This window comes from Cellulosimicrobium cellulans (assembly GCF_042723955.1).
In the GTDB taxonomy this organism is placed as follows: Bacteria; Actinomycetota; Actinomycetes; order Actinomycetales; family Cellulomonadaceae; genus Cellulosimicrobium; species Cellulosimicrobium cellulans_H.
On record NZ_JBHXIC010000048.1, the window covers coordinates 1 to 20,453 of the forward strand.

14 protein-coding genes are annotated in these 20,453 nt (G+C 75.0%); 5 read left to right on the forward strand and 9 right to left on the reverse strand.

Annotation, left to right across the window (positions count from 1 at the left end; all coding sequences use genetic code 11):
- Window positions 1-190: 190 nt before the first annotated feature.
- The 3 genes from ACFWH7_RS13550 to ACFWH7_RS13560 form a co-directional block, all read right to left on the reverse strand.
- Entirely contained in the window at window positions 191-2,668 is a 2,478-nt protein-coding gene (locus ACFWH7_RS13550) for a glycoside hydrolase family 65 protein (protein WP_378217033.1), read from the reverse strand.
- Window positions 2,665-3,438 (reverse strand): HAD family hydrolase, encoded by a 774-nt coding sequence (locus tag ACFWH7_RS13555; protein ID WP_378217035.1) that lies wholly within the window; start codon window positions 3,436-3,438, stop codon window positions 2,665-2,667. The genes ACFWH7_RS13550 and ACFWH7_RS13555 overlap by 4 nt, the downstream gene beginning before the upstream one ends.
- A 170-nt stretch (window positions 3,439-3,608) precedes the next feature.
- Window positions 3,609-4,658, reverse strand: coding sequence for a uroporphyrinogen decarboxylase/cobalamine-independent methonine synthase family protein (locus tag ACFWH7_RS13560; protein ID WP_378217037.1), 1,050 nt, complete (start codon window positions 4,656-4,658; stop codon window positions 3,609-3,611).
- 161 nt (window positions 4,659-4,819) lie between these two features.
- Between ACFWH7_RS13560 and ACFWH7_RS13565 the strand changes: the two genes are divergently transcribed.
- Entirely contained in the window at window positions 4,820-5,248 is a 429-nt protein-coding gene (locus tag ACFWH7_RS13565) for an ester cyclase (RefSeq protein WP_378217038.1), read from the forward strand.
- Here the strand turns inward: ACFWH7_RS13565 and mnmA are convergent.
- Both mnmA and ACFWH7_RS13575 read right to left on the reverse strand, forming a co-directional pair.
- Complete coding sequence (gene mnmA / locus ACFWH7_RS13570) at window positions 5,221-6,411, reverse strand: tRNA 2-thiouridine(34) synthase MnmA (protein WP_378217039.1); 1,191 nt, start codon at window positions 6,409-6,411, stop codon at window positions 5,221-5,223. The genes ACFWH7_RS13565 and mnmA overlap by 28 nt on opposite strands.
- Complete coding sequence (locus tag ACFWH7_RS13575) at window positions 6,408-7,691, reverse strand: cysteine desulfurase family protein (protein WP_378217040.1); 1,284 nt, start codon at window positions 7,689-7,691, stop codon at window positions 6,408-6,410. The genes mnmA and ACFWH7_RS13575 overlap by 4 nt, the downstream gene beginning before the upstream one ends.
- A gap of 221 nt (window positions 7,692-7,912) precedes the next feature.
- Here ACFWH7_RS13575 and ACFWH7_RS13580 point away from each other — a divergent pair, with 221 nt between their 5' ends.
- Window positions 7,913-8,959 (forward strand): aminoglycoside phosphotransferase family protein, encoded by a 1,047-nt coding sequence (locus tag ACFWH7_RS13580; RefSeq protein WP_378217041.1) that lies wholly within the window; start codon window positions 7,913-7,915, stop codon window positions 8,957-8,959.
- Between the two features lie 72 nt (window positions 8,960-9,031).
- On the opposite strand, the gene ACFWH7_RS13585 is transcribed toward ACFWH7_RS13580, so the two are convergent.
- The 3 genes from ACFWH7_RS13585 to ACFWH7_RS13595 form a co-directional block, all read right to left on the reverse strand.
- Window positions 9,032-11,164, reverse strand: coding sequence for a PhoX family protein (locus ACFWH7_RS13585; protein ID WP_378217042.1), 2,133 nt, complete (start codon window positions 11,162-11,164; stop codon window positions 9,032-9,034).
- Between the two features lie 297 nt (window positions 11,165-11,461).
- Window positions 11,462-12,469, reverse strand: a complete 1,008-nt coding sequence (locus ACFWH7_RS13590) for an electron transfer flavoprotein subunit alpha/FixB family protein (RefSeq protein ID WP_378217043.1) — start codon at window positions 12,467-12,469, stop codon at window positions 11,462-11,464.
- Between the two features lie 13 nt (window positions 12,470-12,482).
- The gene (locus tag ACFWH7_RS13595) at window positions 12,483-13,298 is read right to left on the reverse strand and encodes an electron transfer flavoprotein subunit beta/FixA family protein (protein ID WP_378217044.1); all 816 of its coding nucleotides are present in this window, start codon (window positions 13,296-13,298) and stop codon (window positions 12,483-12,485) included.
- Between the two features lie 201 nt (window positions 13,299-13,499).
- Here ACFWH7_RS13595 and glgX point away from each other — a divergent pair, with 201 nt between their 5' ends.
- From glgX to ACFWH7_RS13610, 3 genes are all read left to right on the forward strand, one after another.
- A complete protein-coding gene (gene glgX / locus ACFWH7_RS13600; RefSeq protein ID WP_378217056.1) occupies window positions 13,500-15,779 on the forward strand; it encodes a glycogen debranching protein GlgX in 2,280 nt (759 codons plus the stop codon).
- A 117-nt stretch (window positions 15,780-15,896) separates the two neighbouring features.
- Window positions 15,897-17,651, forward strand: coding sequence for an FAD-binding dehydrogenase (locus tag ACFWH7_RS13605; RefSeq protein ID WP_378217045.1), 1,755 nt, complete (start codon window positions 15,897-15,899; stop codon window positions 17,649-17,651).
- 207 nt (window positions 17,652-17,858) lie between these two features.
- Window positions 17,859-19,106, forward strand: coding sequence for a hypothetical protein (locus tag ACFWH7_RS13610; protein ID WP_378217047.1), 1,248 nt, complete (start codon window positions 17,859-17,861; stop codon window positions 19,104-19,106).
- A 142-nt stretch (window positions 19,107-19,248) separates the two neighbouring features.
- Here ACFWH7_RS13610 and ACFWH7_RS13615 read toward each other — a convergent pair whose 3' ends face one another.
- Entirely contained in the window at window positions 19,249-20,289 is a 1,041-nt protein-coding gene (locus ACFWH7_RS13615; protein ID WP_378217048.1) for a hypothetical protein, read from the reverse strand.
- Window positions 20,290-20,453: the final 164 nt, after the last annotated feature.

The following is a 20,453-nucleotide window of genomic DNA, read 5'->3' on the forward strand; positions in this document are numbered from 1 at the left end:
GACGCGGCACCACCACCCACCCCGCCCACCCCACCCGACCACGCGCCGTCGGGCTTAAGAACCAGGGTTCTACCTCGCGCAACCACGGTTCTACCTCGCGTGACCACGGTTCTACCTCGCGTGACCTAGGTTCTACCTCGCGTGACCACTGTTCTACCTCGGGCGACCAGGGCTCTCCCTGCGGGTGAGGTCAGGAGTGCGGGACCGTCGCGGTGATGAGGGTGCCGTCGTCGCGGCGGTTGCCGGAGAGCGCGCGCAGGCTCGGGCGGCCGGGCTTCACCGGGCCCTGACCGTCGAGCGTGATGCGCGCGACCTCTCCCGGGACGACCTTGACCTTCTCGCCGCGCACCGCGACCTGCGCGCCGTCGCCGGTCTCGGCGTCGAGCTCGATCGCGTCGGGGAGCACGGTGACGCGCAGGCGCGAGCCGTTCCACTGGACGCGGAACGTCAGCGACTCCCAGTCCTGGGGAAGGCGCGGGTCGAAGCTCAGCTCGCCGTCGGAGTCGCGCATGCCGCCGAACCCGCACGCGAGCGCGGACCACGTGCCGCCCGCAGAGGCGACGTGCACGCCGTCGGCCGCGTTCGCGTGAAGGTTCGCGAGGTCGACGAACAGCGACGACACGAAGTACTCGAGCGCGAGCTCGTGGTACCCGACCTCGGCCGCGACGATCGACTGCACGACGCCGGACAACGTCGAGTCGCCCGTGGTCAACGGGTCGTAGTACTCGAAGTCGGCGAGCTTCTCCTCCGCGGTGAAGTGCTGGCCCTGGAGGAACAGCGCGAGCACGACGTCGGCCTGCTTGAGCACCTGGTAGCGGTAGATGACGAGCGGGTGGTAGTGCAGCAGGAGGGGACGCTTGTTCGCGGGGGTGTGCGCGAGGTCCCAGATCTCGCGCTCGAGGAAGTGCGAGTCCTGCGGGTGGATCCCGATGCTCTCGGCGTACGGGATCGACATGTGGTCGGCCGCGCGGACCCACTCCGCCGCCTCGTACGCGCCGAGCCCGAGCCGGTCCACGAGCAGCGCGTAGTCCTCGGGGTGCTCGGCCTTCATGCGCTCGACGACGATCGCCGCCGCGCGCAGGTTGAACCGCGCCATGACGTTGGTGAAGAGGTTGTCGTTGACGACGGTCGTGTACTCGTCAGGGCCGGTCACGCCGTGGATGTGGAAGTTGTCGTCGCCGTTGGCGCGCCAGAACCCGAGGTCCTCCCACATGCGCGCGGTCTCGACGAGGATGTCGACGCCCTCCCGGCGCAGGAAGTCGATGTCGCCCGTCGCGCGCACGTACTGCACGAGCGCGTAGCTGACGTCGGCGTCGATGTGGTACTGCGCGGTGCCGGCCGCGTAGTACGCGGACGCCTCCTCGCCGTTGATGGTGCGCCACGGGAAGAGCGCACCCTTCTGCGACAGCTCGGCCGCGCGCCGCCGGGCGGCGTCGAGCATCTGGTAGCGGAAGCGCAGCGCGTTGCGCGCGTACCGGGGGCTCGTGTACGTGAGGAACGGCAGGACGTAGATCTCGGTGTCCCAGAAGTAGTGCCCGCTGTACCCGGAGCCGGTGAGCCCCTTGGCGGGGACGCCGTTGCCCTCGGCGCGCGCCGTGGCCTGGGCGAGCTGGAACAGGTTCCAGCGCACGGCCTGCTGGATGCCGGGCTGGCCGGGGATCTCGACGTCGGAGCGCGCCCAGAAGTCGTCGAGCCACCCGCGCTGGAGCGCGACCTGGGCCTCGACGCCGGTCTCGCGCGCACGGTCGAGCGTGCGGCGGCAGCGGTCGACGAGCTCGCGCGACGGCACGCCGCGCGAGGTGTGGTACGCGACGAGCTTGGTGAGCCGGATGGGCCGGCCGGGCTCGGCGTGGACGCGGAACACGTGCTTGGCCAGGTCCTCGTCGACCTGCGTCCGGACGTCCCACTCGTTCTCGGTCTCGAGCAGGTCGTCCGCCGCGACGGCGAGCGTCATGCCCGAGTTCGTGGCGCGGTAGGAGAGCACGAGCCGCTCGTCGTCGCCCCACTGGGTCTGCGGCTGGAGCACTCGCCCGGAGAACTGGTCGGTCTTGCGCGGGTCGAACCCCTCGCCGAGCGACGCGGACCGCACGTGGTACTCGTCCTGGCCGTCCTGGCGGTTGAGGATCTGCGACGAGATCGCGACGGGCGCCGCGGCGTCGAGCAGCGTGACCTCGAACGTCATGATCGCCAGGTGCCGCTCGACGAACGACACCATGCGCTCGGAGCGGATCTGCACGCGCTTGCCCGACGGCGTGCGCCACAGCAGCTCGCGGCGCAGGACGCCGTCCCGCAGGTCGAGCGACCGCTCGTAGTCCACGAGGTCGGCGACGGGCAGCAGGAGCGGCTCGTCGTCGACGTACAGCCGGATGACCTTCGCGTCGGGGACGTTGACGATGGTCTGCCCGACGCGGGCGAACCCGTAGGCCTCCTCGGCGTGCCGGATCGGCCACGTCTCGTGGAACCCGTTGACGAACGTGCCGTGCGAGTGGGACTCCCGGCCCTCCTCGACGTTGCCGCGCATGCCGAGGTAGCCGTTGGCGACGGCGAAGAGCGTCTCGGTCACCCCGAGGTCGTCGGCGGAGAACTGCGACTCGACGAGCCGCCACGGCTCGGCCGGGAAGCGCAGGCGGTCCACCGTGCTCTGCTCGTCGGCGGTCTTGCGGATCACGCGCTCTCCTCGTCGGGTCGTGCGGTCGTGGTCGACGCCGCAGCGGCGCGCGGGCGGTCGAGGACCGTCGCGTCCAGCTCGCCCAGGTCGGTGACGACGACGTCGGCCCCGTGGGCTCGCAGCGCGTCGGCGCCCACGCCGCGGTCGACGCCGAGCACGAGCCCGAAGTCCCCGGCGGCGCCGGCCTGGACGCCCGAGAGCGCGTCCTCCACGACGATCGCCTCCGCGGCCGGGACGCCGAGGAGCTCGGCCGCCCGCAGGTAGGTGTCGGGAGCCGGCTTGCCGGCGATGTGCTCGCGCGCGGCGACGTTGCCGTCGACGACGACCGCGAACCGGTCCGCGAGCCCGGCCGCGGCGAGGACCGCGGGCGTGTTGCGCGACGACGACACGACGGCGACCGCGGCCCCCGCCGCGGTCACGGCGTCGAGGAAGCGGACCGAGCCCGGGTAGGGCGCGATGCCCTCGTCTGCGAACATGCGGTTGACGATCTCGTCCTTACGGTTGCCGAGCGCGCACACCGTGCCCTCGCCGGGCGCGTCCGTCGCCTCGCCGCGCGGCAGCTCGACGCCGCGCGACGCGAGGAACGTCGCGACGCCGTCGTACCGGGGCTTGCCGTCGATCGACGCGAAGTAGTCCGCGGCGGTGTACGGGGCGAGCCCGTGCGCGGCGCTGTAGGGCGCGAACAGCCGCTCCCAGGCACGCATGTGGAGCTCGGCGGTGGGCGTGAGGACGCCGTCGAGGTCGAACAGCACGGCTCGCAGCAAGGGCATGGGGGTCCTTCGCGGTGAGGGGAACGGGGTCGGCGCCGGGCCACGTCCGTGCCGTCCGGAGAGCCGGGGCGCGGCCGTCCGCACGTCGCCGTCGTGACCGCCGCGCGAGGTCAAGCGTACGCACGACGAGCGGTGTGCGGGAAGCCGCCGAGCCGACGTCCAGGTGGCGCTCAGGCGTGGGCGCGCTCGGCCAGGACGTCGGCGACGCGGCCGAGGTTCGCGAGGAGGGCGCGGTGCTCGTCGGGGGTGCCCGCGACGCCGCGCCCCGGTCCGCCGCCGGCCGCGCGCGCGGCGCCCAGGAGCGTCACGTCGTCGAGCGCCGGGAGCGCGAGCCCGATGCGGCGCCACGGCACGCTCACCGTGTCGGCGAGCTCGCCCAGCGCAGGGCCGGCGCACTGCGACACCTTCGCGGGCGGGAGCGCGGCCCACAGGCCGACGCCCCGCTCGACCGCGCGGGCGACGGTCTCCCACAGCCGCTCGTCCCACCCGCCGAGCGCGAGGCCGACTGCGTCCGCGCCCGCGAGCACGACGGGCGCCACGCCCACCCACGCCGGACCCACGTGGACGACGGTCGACGCCGACGCGGCGCGTGCGGCGTCGAGCACGGGCCGCAGCCCCTCCACGAGGTCCGGGCCCGGGACCGCGCGCAGGCGCGAGAAGCCCGAGAACGACGGGAGCACGCCCGCCCCGACCTGGGCGAGCAGCGGCTCGTCCACCTGCACGACGACGTCCGCCCCCGGCACCTGCCGGCGCACCTGCGCGACGTGCTCCCCCACGGCCACGGCGAGCGCCTGCACGACCTCGCGCACGGCACCCGGGTCGGACAGCACGCGGTCGCCCCGCGCGAGGTACACGTCCGCGGCGAGCGTCCAGGGCCCGGTGACGGTCACGGCGAGCGGTCCGGAGTACCCCGTGCCCGCGATGGCGAGCGCCTCGAGGTCCTCGCGCAGGTACGCGTCCGCCCGGCGCAGGTCCGCGCCCCCGTGGTCCGCGAGCTTCCACCCGTGCGGCCCCAGCTCGACGGGGAGGCCGGGCAGCAGCGCGGCCGTCCGCCCGGTCGCGTCCGCGCCGGGGCCACGCCCCGGGAGCTGCACGAGGAACGGGACCCCGCGCACGCCTGTCGGCACCTCCGCGAGGTCGCCGAGCACCGTGAGCTGCGCCTCCAGCACGTCCGCGCCCTCGCCGCCCGGCCACGGGCCGAGACCGCTCACCGCGGTCATGCCGCACCCCCGCGCGAACCCTCGTCGCGGGCAGCGCCCGACCTCTCGTCACGAACCACGTGCCGTCCACCTCTCTCCAGGAGCACACTGGGAAACCGAGCCGTGCCGCGACCCCGCCGGGGTCCGGGGGCCGCGCGGCCGCCTGGCGGAAGGGCTCCGACATGGGCACGCACGAGAACAAGGCCACGGCGGTCGCCGTGCACACGCGGGCGATCCCCGGCAACCACGGCGACGCGCTCGCGACGCTGCTGGCGCCCGGGTTCCGCAACCACGACACGTCGCCCGGCTGCGAGGGCGGCGCCGACGCCCTCCTCGCGACGATGCACTGGTACGACGAGGCCTTCGAGGACCAGCGCGTCGAGGTCCTGCACGCGGTCGCCGAGGGCGACCTCGTCGCGCTGCACGTCGAGCTCAGCGCGCGGCACACCGGGTTCTTCCGCGGCGTCGCCCCGACGGGACGGCGCTTCCGGGTGCGCGAGATGCACGTGCTGCGGTTCGCCGAGGGCCAGGAGGCCGAGCACTGGTGCGTGCGCGACGAGTCCGCGCTCGTTCGCGCGCTCGCTCACCCCGCGCCCGTCGGCGTCGGCTGAGCGGCCGGTCGCGCGGTCGCCTCTGCGGCTGGTCGCGCCGCGGCGCGGTAGGCCCGGTCCACCGTCGCCTGACCGAGCACGCGCGGGCCGGCGTAGACGACGAGCGACTGCCCGGCCGCGACGCCCCGCAGGGGCGTGCCCGTGAGCTCGACCTCCATCGCGTCGCCGACGGCCCGGACCCGGGCCGCGACCGGGGCGCCGTGCGCGCGGACCTGCACCTCGACGTCGGCCTGCTCCCCCGCCGCCGGGCGCGCGTCGTCGAACCAGACCGCCGCGCCGGCCTCGATGCGGTCGACGCTCAGCAGCTCGGCCGGCCCGACGACCACGCGGTTGCTCGCGGGCTGCACGTCGAGCACGTACCGCGGACGACCGTCCGGTGCGGGGCGGTCGATGCCGAGGCCCTTGCGCTGGCCGACCGTGTACGCGTAGGCGCCGTCGTGCTCGCCGAGCACCGTCCCCTCGGCGTCGACGATCTCGCCCGGCCGCGCGCCGAGGCGGTCGCGCAGGAAGCCCTGGGTGTCGCCGTCGGCGACGAAGCAGATGTCGTACGAGTCGGGCTTCGCGGACACGGACAGCCCGCGGCGCGCGGCCTCGGCGCGCACCTCGTCCTTCGACGCGAAGTCCCCGAGCGGGAACATCGCGCGCGCGAGGCGCTCGGGCCCCATGACCGCGAGGACGTACGACTGGTCCTTCGCCGTGTTCGGGGAGCGGTGCAGCTCGCGCACCGTGCGCACCCCGCCCGAGGCGGAGGCGTCGGCCTCCCCGCGCGTCACGACGCGTGCGTAGTGGCCCGTCGCGACGGCGTCGAAGCCGAGCGCGGTCGCCTTGTCGAGCAGCGCCTCGAACTTGATGTGCTCGTTGCAGCGCACGCACGGGTTGGGCGTGCGGCCCGCCTCGTACTCCGCGAGGAAGTCGGCGACGACCGTGTCCTCGAACCGCTCCGAGAGGTCCCACACGTAGTACGGGATGCCCAGCACGTCGGCCGCGCGCCGCGCGTCCCCCGCGTCCTCGATCGAGCAGCACCCGCGCGAGCCGGTGCGGAACTGGTCCCGGTTGCGCGACAGCGCCATGTGGACGCCCACGACCTCGTGCCCCGCCTCGACCGCGAGCGCCGCGGCGACGGCGGAGTCGACGCCGCCCGACATGGCGGCGAGCACCCTCACGCGGCACCCCCCGCGCGGGTCGGGACGGCGGCGCGGGACGGCGCGGAGGCGCGCGTCGGGCCGGACGCGAGCCCCGCCGCCCGGGCCCGCTCGACGGCGCGGGGCAGGGCGTCGAGCAGCCGCGCGACGTCGTCGGACGTGGACGTGGCACCGAGCGAGAAGCGCAGCGCGCCACGTGCGTCCTGCTCAGGCACGCCCATCGCGAGGAGCACGTGCGAGGGCTGGGGCACGCCCGCCTGGCACGCCGAGCCGGTCGAGGCCTGCACGCCCGCGGAGTCCAGCAGGTAGAGGAGCGAGTCGCCCTCGGCACCGGGGAACGTGAAGTGCGCGTTGCCGGGCAGGCGGACGGCGTCGTGGTCGGCGGGCCCCGGCTCGGGCCCGCTGAGCACGGCGTCCGGGACGCGCTCGCGCACGCCCGCGACGAGCTCGTCGCGCAGCGCCGTGAGATGGGCGGCGCGCTCCTCGCGGCGCGCGACGGCCTCCGCGACCGCGACGCCGAACGCGCGGATCGCGGGCGCGTCGAGCGTGCCGGAGCGCACGCCGCGCTCCTGCCCGCCGCCGTGGAGCACGGGCGTGAGGGGCGCGTCGCGGCGCGCGACGAGCGCGCCGACGCCGACCGGGCCGCCGAGCTTGTGCCCGGACACCGTCATCGCGTCGAGCCCGCTCGCCGCGAAGTCGACCGGGACCTGCCCGGCCGCCTGCACCGCGTCGGAGTGCACGGGGATGCCGTGCGGGCGCGCGAGCTGCACGACCTCCTGCACCGGCTGGAGCGTGCCCACCTCGTTGTTGGCCCACATGACGGAGATCAGCGCGATCTCGTCCGCGTGCTCCGCGATCTCCGCACGCAGCGCCGCAAGATCCACGCGGCCCTCGCCGTCGACGGGCAGCAGGACGATCTCCGCGCCCGCGTGCTCGGCCATCCAGAACGCCGGGTCGAGCACCGCGTGGTGCTCGACCGCGGAGACGACGATCCGCAGCCGGCGCGGGTCCGTCGTACGGCGGCCCCAGAACAGGCCCTTGATCGCGAGGTTGTCCGCCTCGGTGCCGCCCGCGGTGAACACGACCTCGCTCGGGCGCGCGCCGAGCGCCGCGGCGACCGACTCGCGCGCCTCCTCGACCGTGCGGCGGGCGGCACGCCCCGCCGCGTGCAGCGACGACGGGTTGCCGGTGCGCGACAGCTCGTCGACGAACGCCTCGCGCGCCGCCGCGGAGAGCGGCGTCGTGGCGGCGTGGTCGAGGTACGCGGCCGCCGCGGGGACGGGGCCGGAAGGGTGGGTCACGATCACCCAGTCTACGGAGCACCACGGCGCTCGCGGTCCGAGGAGTGGGCGGCGCTGGACTTCCCGGCGAGAAGCGCTAGGTTGTGGGAGGTCTGCGCCCGGCCGTCGCCGGGTGCTCGTCCCGGTCGCAGGACCGCCGTCGCGCGCCACACGCCGCCGCGGGACGGGAAACGTGCCGAGGACGAGACCGTCCAGCCACCGACAGGGGAAGTGGCATCTCGATGCCCGACGACGCCGCACCGCCCGCCGTCGAGGCCGCCGGGGACGTCCCGGTCGCCTCGGGCGGCGGCCGCCTGCTCTGGGGGGACCTGCCGCTCGCGCTGCGCGACGAGCTGGAGGCCGTCGCGGGCGGGCGGGTCGTGCAGGAGCGCTCGATCTCGTCCGGGTTCAGCCCCGGACTCGCGTCCGTCCTCACGCTCGACGACGGCACCCGCCTCTTCGTCAAGGCGGCCCGGACCGCGGACGAGCCCGTGGCGGCCAACCTCCACCGCGCCGAGGCGAAGGTCGCGACCCGGTTGCCGCGCGCGGTCCCCGCCCCGCGCTTCGCCTGGGGCCACGGGGACGGCGACTGGATCGCCCTCGCGTTCGACGTCGTCGACGGGCACGTGCCGGCCACGCCCTGGGACCCCGACGAGCTCGACCGGGTCCTCGCCACGCTCGTCCGCGTCGCCGCCGTCCCGGGGGCCCGCGCGATGCGCCTGCCGCCGACCGGGCCCGACTTCGCCGACATGGCGACCGGGTGGCGCGCGCTCCGCGCGGACCCCGACCCGCGCCTGCCCGCCGTCGCGCCCTGGGCTGCCACGCACCTCGACGCGCTCGCGGAAGCCGAGCGCGGGGCGCTCGTGGCGTGCGAGGGCGAGTCCTTCGTGCACGGCGACCTGCGCGCCGACAACATCCTGCTCACGCCGGAGAAGGTCTACCTCGTGGACTGGCCGCACGCGTCGCGCGGTGCGGCGTGGCTCGACCTCGCGATGTTCCTGCCCAGCGTCGTCATGCAGGGCGTCGCGGACGTCTGCGAGCCGGTCACGGTGAGCGCCGACGCGGCACGGCGCGCACGCGGGGGCGCCTGGGCGGCGTCGACCTTCGCCGCGCACCCCCTCGGGAGCGACGTGCACCCCGCCGACCTGCGGTCCGTCGTCGCCGGGATCGCCGGGTACTTCCTGCACTCCGCGCGCAAGCCCGCCGTCCCGACGATCCCCCGCCTGCGCGCGTTCCAGCGCGCCCAGGGCGTCGCGGCCGTCGCCTGGCTGGAGCATCTCGGTCTCTGAGCGTCCCTGTCGCGGACGAGGGAGGGGCCCGGCGCCGTCGCGGCTCCGGGCCCCTCCGTCCGACAGGAGACGTCAGTCGCGCCAGACCTGGACGACGGACGGGCGCGGGCCGGCGAACGCCCCCGTCGGCACCGGGGCGCCCGGCGTCACGTAGTCGGGGAAGTACGACGCCTGGGCGTCGAACGACCCGTCCTCACCCGGGTGCTGGACCGCGACGTAGACCATGCGGTCCGTGGAGTCCACGAGGGGCCCGCACGTCTCGGCACCGCGCGGCACCGAGAGGAACTGCTCGACACGCCCGCGCTCCCGGCCGTCGAGCGTGACCTTGAACAGCCCGTCGCACTTCTGGATCGTGCTCGGCTGGCCGTCGGTCGAGATCCAGAGGTTGCCCTCGGCGTCGAACGCGAGGTTGTCCGGGCAGGAGATCGGGGAGACCTTGTCCTTCGGGTAGCCCGAGAAGTAGGTGGAGGTGTTCGTGGCCGGGTCGCCCGCGACGAGGAGCAGGTTCCACCGGAACGTCAGGGACGCGGCGTCGTCGCGGTCCTCCACGATCTCCACGACGTGCCCGTCGCGGTTGGTGTTGCGCGGGTTCGGCTCGGTCGCGGCCTCGGCCGCCGCCGGCCCGCGCGACGTGTTGTTGGTGCACGCGACGTAGACGCGGCCCGTGACCGGGTTGGGCTCGACGTCCTCCGGGCGGTCCATCTTCGTCGCCCCCACCGTGTCCGCCGCGACGCGCGTGTAGACGAGCACCTCCTCGAGGCTCATGCCCGCGACCTGGCTGCGCCCGTCGAGGACGAGGGGGACCCACTCGCCCCGGCCGTCGAACGCGCCGTCCGACGGCACCGCGCCCGACCCGTCGATCTCGGACGCGGGCGAGTCGCCGCGGAACCGCGCGACGTACAGCGAGCCCTCGGTGAGCAGCGTCTTGTTGTGGCGCCGCGCGCTGTCGCTGTTCCCCGGGCGCATCGTGCGCGAGGAGACGAACTTGTACACGTAGTCGAAGCGCTCGTCGTCGCCCATGTACGCGACCGCGTTGCCACGGCGCGAGAGGATCACGTTGGCGCCCTCGTGCTTGAAGCGACCGAGCGCGGTGTGCTTCACCGGAGCCTCGTCGGGCGCGTACGGGTCGATCTCGACGATCCAGCCGAACCGGTTGGGCTCGTTCTCGTACCCGGGGTTGCGGGCGTCGAAGCGCGGGTCGTCGAGCTCCCAGCCGTAGCCGGTCGCGGCGTCGCGCAGGCCGTAGCGCGCGTCGTGGCCCGTGCCCGACGTGCGGAAGTAGCCGTTGTAGTTCTCCTCGCCCGACAGCACGGTGCCCCACGGGGTCGTGCCGCCCGCGCAGTTGTTCAGGGTGCCCAGCACGCGCGTCCCCGACGGGTCGGCGACGGTCTTGACGAGGTCCGAGCCGGCCGCCGGACCGGTGAGCCGGAACTCGGTCGTCATGTGCACGCGGCGGTTGTACCGGCTGTCGGCCACGTAGTCCCAGGGCGTGCCCGTCCGACGGCGGCGCACCTCGACCACGGACATGCCGTGCGCGGCGCGCTCGATGGCGCGGCGGGTCGCGGCGTCGTACGAGGCGTCGAACATGATCGCCGGGTTCGTGTACTCGTGGTTCGCGACGAGCAGGCCACGCGTGCCGCGCCCCGGGCCCTTGCCCCGGCCCTGCGCGCCGGCGAGGGCGTGCTGGCGCTCGAACGGCAGGATGTCGAGGTAGTCGTTGTTGTAGCCGAACTGCCGGGCCTGGGCCTCGGGCGTCTGGCGCGCGACGTCGAACGGCTGGGCGCCGCGCAGGATCGGGTCGCCCCAGCGGATCACCGGGCGCCACCGGTAGCCCTCGGGCACGACGAACGCGTCGCGCGCCGCGGGCTGGGGCGAGATCGCGCCGAAGGCCAGACCTTTCTGGGGGCGGCCGCCGCCGTGGCCTCCGTGCGTCGTGACGCCCTGCGCGGCAGCCGGCGTCGCGCCGATCGTCTGGGCGCCGAGCACGACGGCCGCGGCGCCGACCGCGAGCCCGCCCAGCAGCGCGCGGCGCGACATCGCGCCCGCGACGACGTCGCGGAACGTCTCGTTGGCGCTCTCGTTGGGGACCGGGTGCGAGCACGCGTCCGCGCACTTCAGCCGGCAGGTGACGGGGCTGCGCTTGCCGCGCGCGTGCGGCGCGACGGAGAGCAGGGGGCGATGCTCGGGGGCAGGCGTGATCGTCATCGGTCGTCTCCACAGGTCGGGGGGCTTCCCCGTCACCGGGGAGTCGGCCCGACGCTAGGAACGGTCGATGACCGGCCGGCCACCACCCGGAGGACGCCGGGTGAATTCTCGGCACCGGCTGTCCGCCCCCTGGGCAGCGTCCGTGCCGACGGACCGGTGCTCGCGTGCCGGTGGGCGGTGCCGTCAGGCGCGCGCGACCGTCCCCGCGACGACCGTCACGACCGCACTCGCGACGAAGACCGCGGTGCACGGGCCACCGACGACCCGCGCGACCCGCAGGGCCGTCGGCGAGGGCCCCTAGCCCTGGGACGCCCGGTGCTCGCGCAGCACCTCGGCCGCCTGGGGCAGCACGTCCGCGAGGTCGCCGACGACCGCGAAGTCCGAGATCTCGAACAGCGGGCACTCGGGATCGTTGTTCACCGCGACGATGACCTGCGAGGCCTGCATGCCACCGCGGTGGTGCGGGGCGCCGGAGATGCCCGCACCGATGTACAGCCGCGGCGCGACGGTCACGCCCGTCTGCCCGACGAACTGGTCGTGCCAGCCCTCGTAGACGGCATCGCGCGTCGCGCCCACGGCCGCGCCGAGCGCGTCGGCGAGCTCGGTGACGGGACCGAAGTCGCCGTTGGTGCCGCGGCCCCCGGCGACGACGATCGCGGCCTCGCCGAGCGCCGGGCGACCCGCGCCGGCCGACTCGTCGACCGTGCGGGACACGACGCGCGCCGCGGTCGCGGCGGGCGAGAGCTCGAGGCGCAGCGCGCCGACCTCGGTCGCCACGGCGGCCTCCGCGGGCTGCGGGACGACGGAGTTGGCCCGCAGGGTGAGCACGGCGGGGTCGGTGACGATCTCGCTGCGCACGTCCCAGGACCCCGCGAAGACGCGCTTGTCCGCGACGAGGTGCGTGCCGCCGTCGGTCAGCGCGGACGCGTCGACGACGAGGCCCGCCTCGGTGAGGAACGCGAGGCGCGCGGCCGCCTCCTTGTTCGGGAAGGACGACGTGAGCAGGACGGCGTCCGCGTCGGACGCGCGCGTCGCGGCGGCGAGGACCTCCGCCACGACGGGCGTCAGGTGCAGCGCGTCGCCGGTCACGACCTCCCCGCCCGACGACGGCTCGGCCTGACGCACGAGCGCGACGCCGTAGGCACCGAGCTGGGCGAGCACGTCGACGCTCGGCGCCTCCAGCGCGACGGCCTCGACCCGCCCCAGCGAGCGGCCGACGGTGATCAGCTCCAGCACGGGCGAGCGCAGCTCGGTGCCGGCGGAGTCGAGGAGGACGAGGACGGTACGGGTCCCGGGGGTGCTCATGTGCGGACGCCTCTCAGACCAGGTCGTTGCGGATGAGGAACTCGGCCAGGGCGCGCCCGCCCTCGCCCTTGTCGACGACGATCTCGGCGTCGGGGCGCGGCGGGCGGGGCGCCGCGTCGAGCACGCGCGAGCGGGCGCCCGCGTCACCGACGAGCGCCGGGTCGACGCCGAGGTCGGCGAGGCTCCACGCCTCCACCGGGCGCGTGCGCGCCGCCATGATGAGCTTGAAGTTGGGCATGCGCGGGTCGTTCGCGTGGTCGGTCACCGACACGACGGCGGGGAGCGGAGCCTCGAGGACCTCCTCGACACCGTCGAGCTCGCGCGTGACGCGCGCGGTGCGCGCGCCCGGCTCGCCGTCGACCTCGAGCTTCCCCGCGAGCGTGAGCTGCGGGAGCCCGAGCTCCGCGGACAGGAGCGCGGGGACGACCGAGCCGAGCCCGTCGAGCGCGGCCATGCCGGTGACGACGACGTCCACCGGTGCCTCGTCCGCGAGACGGCGCACCGCGGCGGCGAGCACGCGCGCGGTACCGAAGTAGTCGGAGCCCGCGACGGCGTCGTCGCTCACGCGCACGCCGCGGTCCGCGCCGAGCTGGTACGAGCGGCGCACCGCGCCGTCGGCGTCGGGCCCGGCCACCGTGAGGACGATCACCTCGCTGGTCTCGCGCTCCGCCTCCGGCAGCGCCTCCTTGAGGCGCAGCGCGGCCTCGACCGCGTTCTCGTCGAGCTCGTTGAGCGTCCCCTCGTCGGCCCGGCGCACGACGCGCCCGCCCTCGAAGCCCCGGTCCGCATGGATGTCCGGGACGTACTTCACGGCGACGACGATCCGCATCGGTTGCTCTCCCTGTGCGCTGGGCGGTCGGCCGGAGAGGTTCCCGGCCCGCTCGGGGAAGCCTACCGGCGGGCGGCGGGACGAGCCGGTGACACCCGCCACAATGGACGGGTGCACGTGCCCCTGGACTCCTCCCTCCCCGAGCCGACCGCCCCGACCGCGCTCCCGCGCACGTCGGGGCCCGTCGACCGGCACGCCCTCGTGCCGCCGCTCGGCGTCCGCGTCGCGGGCGACGGCGTGGACGTCGCCGTGCTCGCGTCGCACGCGACCGCCGTCGAGCTGTGCCTCGTGGACGTCGTCGACGAGGCGCTGCCCGCCCACGACCCGGCCCGCTACCGCGAGCGCCGCGTCGCGCTCGCCGGGCCGGCGTACGGCGTCTGGCACGCCCACGTCCCCGGCGTCCGTCCCGGGCAGCGCTACGGGTTCCGCGCGCACGGCCCGTGGGAACCCGCCGCCGGGCTGCGGCACAACCCCGCGAAGCTGCTCGTCGACCCGTACGCGCGCGGCCTCGTGGGCGAGCTGGTCGACGACCCGGCGATCCACGGCCAGGTCGGGAGCGACCCGTACGGCCCGGCGGACGCGCGCGACTCGCTGCCGTTCGTGCCGCACGCGGTGGTCGTGGCCGAGCCGACGGGGACCCTGGCGCCCCGGCCGCGCGTCCCGTGGCGCGACACCGTGATCTACGAGGCGCACGTGCGGGGCCTCACGCAGCGGCTCGAGGCCCTGCCCGAGCACCTGCGCGGCACGTACGCGGGCGTCGCGCACCCGGTGACGATCGAGCACCTGCGGTCGCTCGGCGTGACGACCGTCGAGCTCCTGCCCGTGCACGCGAACGTGCCCGAGCCGCACCTCCTCGCGAGCGGCCGGACGAACTACTGGGGCTACTCGACGCTCGGGTTCTTCGCGCCCCACGCCGCGTACGCGACGCGCGCCGCCCGGGAGGCCGGGCCGGGCGCGGTCCTCGACGAAGTCCGCGGCATGGTCCACCTGCTGCACGAGGCCGGCATCGAGGTGCTGCTCGACGTCGTGCACAACCACACGTGCGAGGGCGGCGCCGACGGGTACCACCTGTCGTGGCGCGGCCTCGACAACGCCGGGTACTACCTGCACGACGGCGGCTCGCCCGCGCGCCTCGCGGACGTCACCGGGACGGGCAACTCGCTCGACTTCCGGCGCCCCGCCGTGGTGCGGGCCGCGCTGGACTCGCTGCGGTACTGGGCGGAGGTCGTAGGGGTCGACGGGTTCCGGTTCGACCTCGCGGTCACGCTCGGGCGCGGGACCGCCGGGTTCGACCCGGACCACCCGTTCCTCGTCGCGCTCCAGACCGACCCGGTGCTGTGCGGGCTCAAGCTCGTCGCGGAGCCGTGGGACGTGGGGCCCGGCGGGTGGCGGACCGGCCAGTTCCCCCCGCCGCTGGCGGAGTGGAACGACCGGTTCCGCGACGCGGCGCGCCAGTTCTGGCTCGCCGACGCGCGCGAGGCGTCGCACGGGCGGCCCGGCCACGGCGTGCGCGACCTCGCGACCCGGCTCGCGGGCTCGGCCGACCTGTTCGGCCACTCCGACCCGCCGCTGCTGCGCGGGCCCGTCGCGTCGGTGAGCTACGTGACCGCGCACGACGGGTTCACGCTCGCCGACCTCGTCGCGTACGACCACAAGCACAACCTCGCGAACGGCGAGGACAACCGTGACGGCACGGACGACAACCGGTCCTGGAACCACGGGCTCGAAGGACCGGTCGCGGCACCGGACGCACGGACGGGCGGCGGCGCCGGGCTCGACGCGCTCGGGCTCGGGGTCGAGATCGCGCCCCTGCGCCGCCGGTCGATCCGCAACCTCCTCGCGACGCTCGTCCTCGCCGCCGGCACCCCGATGCTCACCGCGGGCGACGAGATGGGCCGGACGCAGCGTGGCAACAACAACGCCTACACCCAGGACGACGCGACGTCCTGGGTGTCGTGGGACCTCTCGCCGTGGCGCAAGGACCTGCTCGCGACGGCGCGCCACCTGCTCGCCCTGCGACGCGAGCACCCCGCGCTGCGCCCCGACACGTTCTACACCGGCCGGCCGCGGCACGTCGGCGAGGGAGCTCTCGGCCCGGGGGCCGGAGTCGGCGTGCCCGACCTCGTGTGGTTCGACGCCGACGGCGAGCTCCTCGACCACGGGTCCTGGCACGACCCCGCCGTCCGGACGCTCCAGATGCTGCGGACCGCGCCCGCGCCCGGCGACGCCGACGTGCTCGTCGTGCTCGCGGGAGCGCTCGACCCGGTCGACGTCACGCTCCCGGGCGTGCGCGCGGCGTCGGGCGGCGACACCGAGCGCTGGGACCTCGCGTGGGACTCGGACTGGGAGCACCCCGAGGACCGGGACCGCGCGAACGGCGACGGCACGGCGCGGGCCGGGGACGTCGTCGGGCTCGAGGCCCTGAGCCTGCGCGTCTACGTCTCCGCGCCGCCGGCACAGAGCCCGGGCCTGCCGAGGTAGAACCCCGGACACACGAGGTAGAACCCTGGTCACACGAGAGAGAACCCCGGTCGCGACCTGGCGGCGGCAGCTCCTTCACCACTCCCGGCGCCGATCGGCGTGCTCTAGTCTTCGCCCATGAGTGACAGCGCGGTCGACTCCTCCGTCAGCTCCCCCACGATCGAGAACCCCGAGGTCGTCGTCGTGGGGGCCGGGCTCGCCGGCCTCGTCGCGGCGACCGAGCTCACCGCAGCGGGACGGCGCGTCGTCCTGCTGGACCAGGAGCCCGCCGCGAGCCTCGGCGGGCAGGCGTGGTGGTCGTTCGGCGGCCTGTTCCTCGTCGGCTCGCCCGAGCAGCGGCGCATGGGCGTCACCGACTCCGCCGAGCTCGCGTTCGACGACTGGCTCGGGTCGGCGCGGTTCGCGCCCGGCGCCGACCGCGGCGAGGGCCCCGACCGCCACGGGTACGCCTGGGCGCGGGGGTTCGTCGACTTCGCGGCGGGCGAGATGCGCGGCTGGCTGCACGACAAGGGTGTGCGGTGGTTCCCGCTCGTGCAGTGGGCGGAGCGCGGCGGGTACCCGGTGACCTCGGGCGCCGACGGGACGGCCGCCGGAGGGCACGGCAACTCCGTCCCGCGCTTCCACGTCACGTGGGGAACCGGGCCGGCGATCCTCGAGCCGTTCGTCCGGGCGGCGCTCGACGCGCGCGCCGCCGGGCTGCTCGACCTGCGGTTCCGGCACCGCGTCACGTCGCTCGTCGAGACCGACGGCGCGGTGACGGGCGTGCGCGCGGAGGTCCTCGCGCCGTCGGACGTCGAGCGCGGAGCGCCGTCGTCGCGCGAGGTCGTCGGCGAGGTGGAGATCGCGGCGAGCGCCGTCGTCGTGACGTCGGGCGGGATCGGCGCGAACCACGAGCTCGTCCGCTCGCGGTGGCCGCAGACGGCGGGCCGGCTCCCCGCGCGCATGCTCTCCGGCGTCCCCGACTCGACCGACGGGCTCATGATCGGCGTCGCCGCCGACGCGGGCGCCGCGCTCGTGCACGAGGACCGCATGTGGCACTACCCCGAGGGGATCGCGAACCACTCCCCCGTCTGGACCGACCACGGCATCCGCATCCTGCCCGGCCCGAGCTCGCTGTGGCTCGACGCCGACGGCAACCGGCTCCCCGCGCCGCTGTTTCCCGGGTTCGACGCGCTCGGCGCGCTCCAGCACGTCGCCGAGCGCGGCGACGACCACTCCTGGTTCGTGCTCAACAAGGCGATCATGGAGTCCGAGTTCGCGCTGTCCGGCTCGGAGCAGAACCCTGACCTCACCGGCAAGGACGTCAGGCTGCTCGCCCAGCGCGTCCTGCCACGCGCCGTCGGCCCGGTCGCGCGGTTCGCGGAGCAGTCGCCCGAGTTCGTGTGGGCCGACACGCCCGAGGAGCTCGCGGCCGGGATGAATGCGCTCGTCGACGCGACGCCGGGCTCGCGCGGGCACATCGACGCCGACGCCCTCGCGCGCATCGTCCACCTGCGCGACGAGCAGGTCCGCACCGGTCTCGGCAAGGACCCGCAGGTCGTCGCCACGGCGATGGCGCGGCGCTACCGCGTCGACCGGCTCATCCGCGTCTCGCCGCCGCGCCCGCTCACGACCCCCAAGGACGGGCCGCTGCTCGCCGTCCGCCTGTCCGTGCTCACGCGCAAGACGCTCGGCGGGCTGTGGACCGACACCTCCGCGCGCGTGCTCCGCCAGGACGGGTCGGTGCTGCCGGGGCTCTGGGCGGCGGGCGAGGCCGCCGGGTTCGGGGGCGGCGGCGTCCACGGCCACCGCGCGCTGGAAGGGACCTTCCTCGGCGGCTGCCTCTACTCCGGCCGCGTCGCAGGCCGGGCGCTCGCCGCCGAGCTCGGCTGACCCTCGAGGTCGAGGCCGGGTTATGCGGGGTGAACCAGACCCCGCGAGGTAGAACCCCGGTCCACCGAGGTAGCACCCTGGTTCCCCGAGGTAGAACGTCGGTCTTGCGAGGTAGAACCCTGGTTCCGGGAGAGAGAACCCCGCTCACCGGCGACCGGCCGTCGGGGTCCGTCGCGCGGGGTGTCGCGGCCGGTAGGGTCACCGTGCATGAACGTGCACGACGACGCGTCCCTGCCCGGGCGGACCGGCCCCACCTCGGGCACGGGATCCGCCAGCCACGAGGAACCGCCCTCGCCACTCCTCGTCGACCAGCCCGGGGCCGACCCGGAGGCTGACGCGCCCGACGTCGCCGCGTGCGAGCGCGTCTTTCGCCGCAACGGGCTCCCACTCCTGGTCGAGGGCCACTCCGTGGACCGTGACGTGTTCGGGCGGTCGGCACCGTTCCTGCTCGTGGTGCTGCTGGGCGAGCTGAGCGGCGCGATCCGGTCCGGCTGGCCTGCCTGGGCCAACGTGCTCGCTCTCCTCGGGGGTGCCGCGATCGTCGCGGCCGCGTACGCCGGCCTCAACGTGCTCCGCGGCCGCCCGTGGTCGACCCTCCCCCAGTCGGTCGGGATCCCCGAGCTCGCGTTCTTCGTGCTCGTCCCGGCGCTCCTGCCCCTCGTGTTCGGCGGCCAGTGGGGCGACGCGCTGCTCACCGTCACGGGAAACCTGGTCCTGCTCGGGGTCGTGCGCGTCGTCGTCGGGTACGGCGTGCTGTCGTCGTTGTGGTGGGGCCTCGCGCGTGTCACCGACGAGCTCGGCGCCGCTCTCCTGCGGCTCGTGCGGCTCCTCCCCCTGCTGCTCGTGTTCTCGCTCGTGCTCTTCTACAACGCCGAGGTCTGGCAGGTGTTCGACCGCACGCACGGCATCGCCGACGTCGTGCTCGGCGCGTTCTTCGCGCTGCTCGTCGTGCTGTTCGTCGGCCTGCGCTCCCCCGCCGAGGCGCGCGAGGCTCTCGCCGAGACCGCCGCGCGGCTGCCCGGGCACGAGCGCGCCACGCGCTTCAGCCGCGGCCAGACGGCGAACCTCGCGACGATGATCGCGAGCAGCCAGCTCCTCCAGGTGCTCGTGGTGAGCCTCGGCATGGGGGTGTTCTTCATGGCGCTGGGCGCCCTCACCGTCACGCCGGAGGTCATGGCGCTGTGGGACGTCGACGGCGGAACGTGGCAGCAGACGCTCTCGCTCGCGGGCGGGGGCGGGGTGGGTGGAGCCGACCTCGTCGTCACGCAGACCCTCCTCAGGGTCTCCGTCGCCATCGCGACCTTCACCGGCCTCTACTACGCCATCTCCGTGCAGGTCGACGCGGTCTACCGCGAGGAGTTCGTCGACGGCATCGAGACCCAGCTCGCCTACGTCGTCCGCACCCGCACCCGCTACCTCTCCCTTCTCGAGGTAGCACCCGGGCTGCCGAGGTAGAACGCTGGTCCGACGAGAGAGAACGCTGGTCCGGCGAGAGAAACGTGGTTGGCCTGGGTCGCGCTCAGATCACCGACCAGGTCTCGGTGACAGCAGGGGCCTCCCTCCGCCTACCAGCGTTCTACCTCGGCGGACCACGGTTCTACCTCGGCGCGAGGGGCACCCTCCGGGAGGCCTGGCGTCGGAGCGCGAGCCGGCGTGCCTCCGCCAGACGGCAGCCCACCGCGACCGGGTCGCCGAGGTCCTCCCACATGAACCGCACGACCGACCAGCCGGCGGCGACGAGCGCCGCCTCACGGACGTCCTGCGCACGTCGTGCCGCGGCCGGGTCCCCGTACGCCCCGCCGGAGTACTTCACGGCACCGTCGAACTCGATCGCGACGCGCGCGTCGACCCAGGCGAGATCGAGGACGTAGCGGCCGCGGGGCGTGGAGACCGGAACCTGCGGGCGGGGTGTCGGCAGCCCGCCCAGTGTCGCGGCAAGCCTGAGCAAGGTCTCGCCCGGGGACTCCGACGCCGCGTCCGCGAGCTCCAGCGCGCGACGCGCACGGACCACGCCACGCTTGCCCCGCGACTCGTCGAGCACCTGTTCGACGACCTGCCGGTCAGCGCCCAGCCGCAGCGCCGAGTCCACGACGACGAGGCTGCGCTCGAGGGGCAGCGAGCGGGCGCAGTCGACGACGGTGCGCTCGAGGCTCGTCACCGGGACGCCGTCGAGGTGTGTGCGATCACGATGCGGAAGGGCGGTCCAGTGCCGCCGCAGGGTCGGGTCGCGCTCACGCTCGACCCGCGGGTTCGCGAGCTGGGTCAGATGCACGAACGGGGGCAGCCGCCACGTCCAGCATCCCCAGAGCAGCGCCGCGGTGTCGTGACTCACCCAGAACGGCGTGGTGAAGCTGTCGACGACGCCGCGCACCTGGGCGAGCAGCCACTGCTCGCGTGCGTGGGCGGCGGTGTGCGGAGACGGGAGGTAGACGCCGCGCCGTACCCGCACCAGCTCGCCATCTCGTGCGCGAGCGGTCAGCTCGGCACGGCGGCGACGGTCGTACGGGACGGCCGCCGGGACGCCCCGCGGTCCCACCGTGTCCGCGGTGTAGCGCCCGGGTGGTCGCGAGGACGCGTACCTGCGTGGCGTGATCGGGTCAAGGGTCGACGACTCGGAGACGTTCGATGACTCGTTCATCGGCCCAGCGTGGCGGGAACCGGGACGCTGTGGGGCGTGTTCGCCGGATCTGTGGACAACCGCGGGGCGGGAGGCACTCCCGGCGAGGCGACGCCGTCGGGCACCAGGCCACGCCGGCGCCGAGGTGGAGGCCGGCCACGACCAGACCTCCACCCGGGCCAACC

Coding starts and splice junctions, on each gene's coding strand:
- ACFWH7_RS13555 (WP_378217035.1), bottom strand. CDS start 3,438: ATGCCCTTGCTGCGAGCCGTGCTGTTCGACCTCGACGGCGTCCTCACG.
- ACFWH7_RS13560 (WP_378217037.1), bottom strand. CDS start 4,658: ATGACCGCGGTGAGCGGTCTCGGCCCGTGGCCGGGCGGCGAGGGCGCG.
- ACFWH7_RS13565 (WP_378217038.1), top strand. CDS start 4,820: ATGGGCACGCACGAGAACAAGGCCACGGCGGTCGCCGTGCACACGCGG.
- ACFWH7_RS13580 (WP_378217041.1), top strand. CDS start 7,913: ATGCCCGACGACGCCGCACCGCCCGCCGTCGAGGCCGCCGGGGACGTC.
- ACFWH7_RS13585 (WP_378217042.1), bottom strand. CDS start 11,164: ATGACGATCACGCCTGCCCCCGAGCATCGCCCCCTGCTCTCCGTCGCG.
- ACFWH7_RS13590 (WP_378217043.1), bottom strand. CDS start 12,469: ATGAGCACCCCCGGGACCCGTACCGTCCTCGTCCTCCTCGACTCCGCC.
- ACFWH7_RS13595 (WP_378217044.1), bottom strand. CDS start 13,298: ATGCGGATCGTCGTCGCCGTGAAGTACGTCCCGGACATCCATGCGGAC.
- ACFWH7_RS13605 (WP_378217045.1), top strand. CDS start 15,897: ATGAGTGACAGCGCGGTCGACTCCTCCGTCAGCTCCCCCACGATCGAG.
- ACFWH7_RS13610 (WP_378217047.1), top strand. CDS start 17,859: ATGAACGTGCACGACGACGCGTCCCTGCCCGGGCGGACCGGCCCCACC.
- ACFWH7_RS13615 (WP_378217048.1), bottom strand. CDS start 20,289: ATGAACGAGTCATCGAACGTCTCCGAGTCGTCGACCCTTGACCCGATC.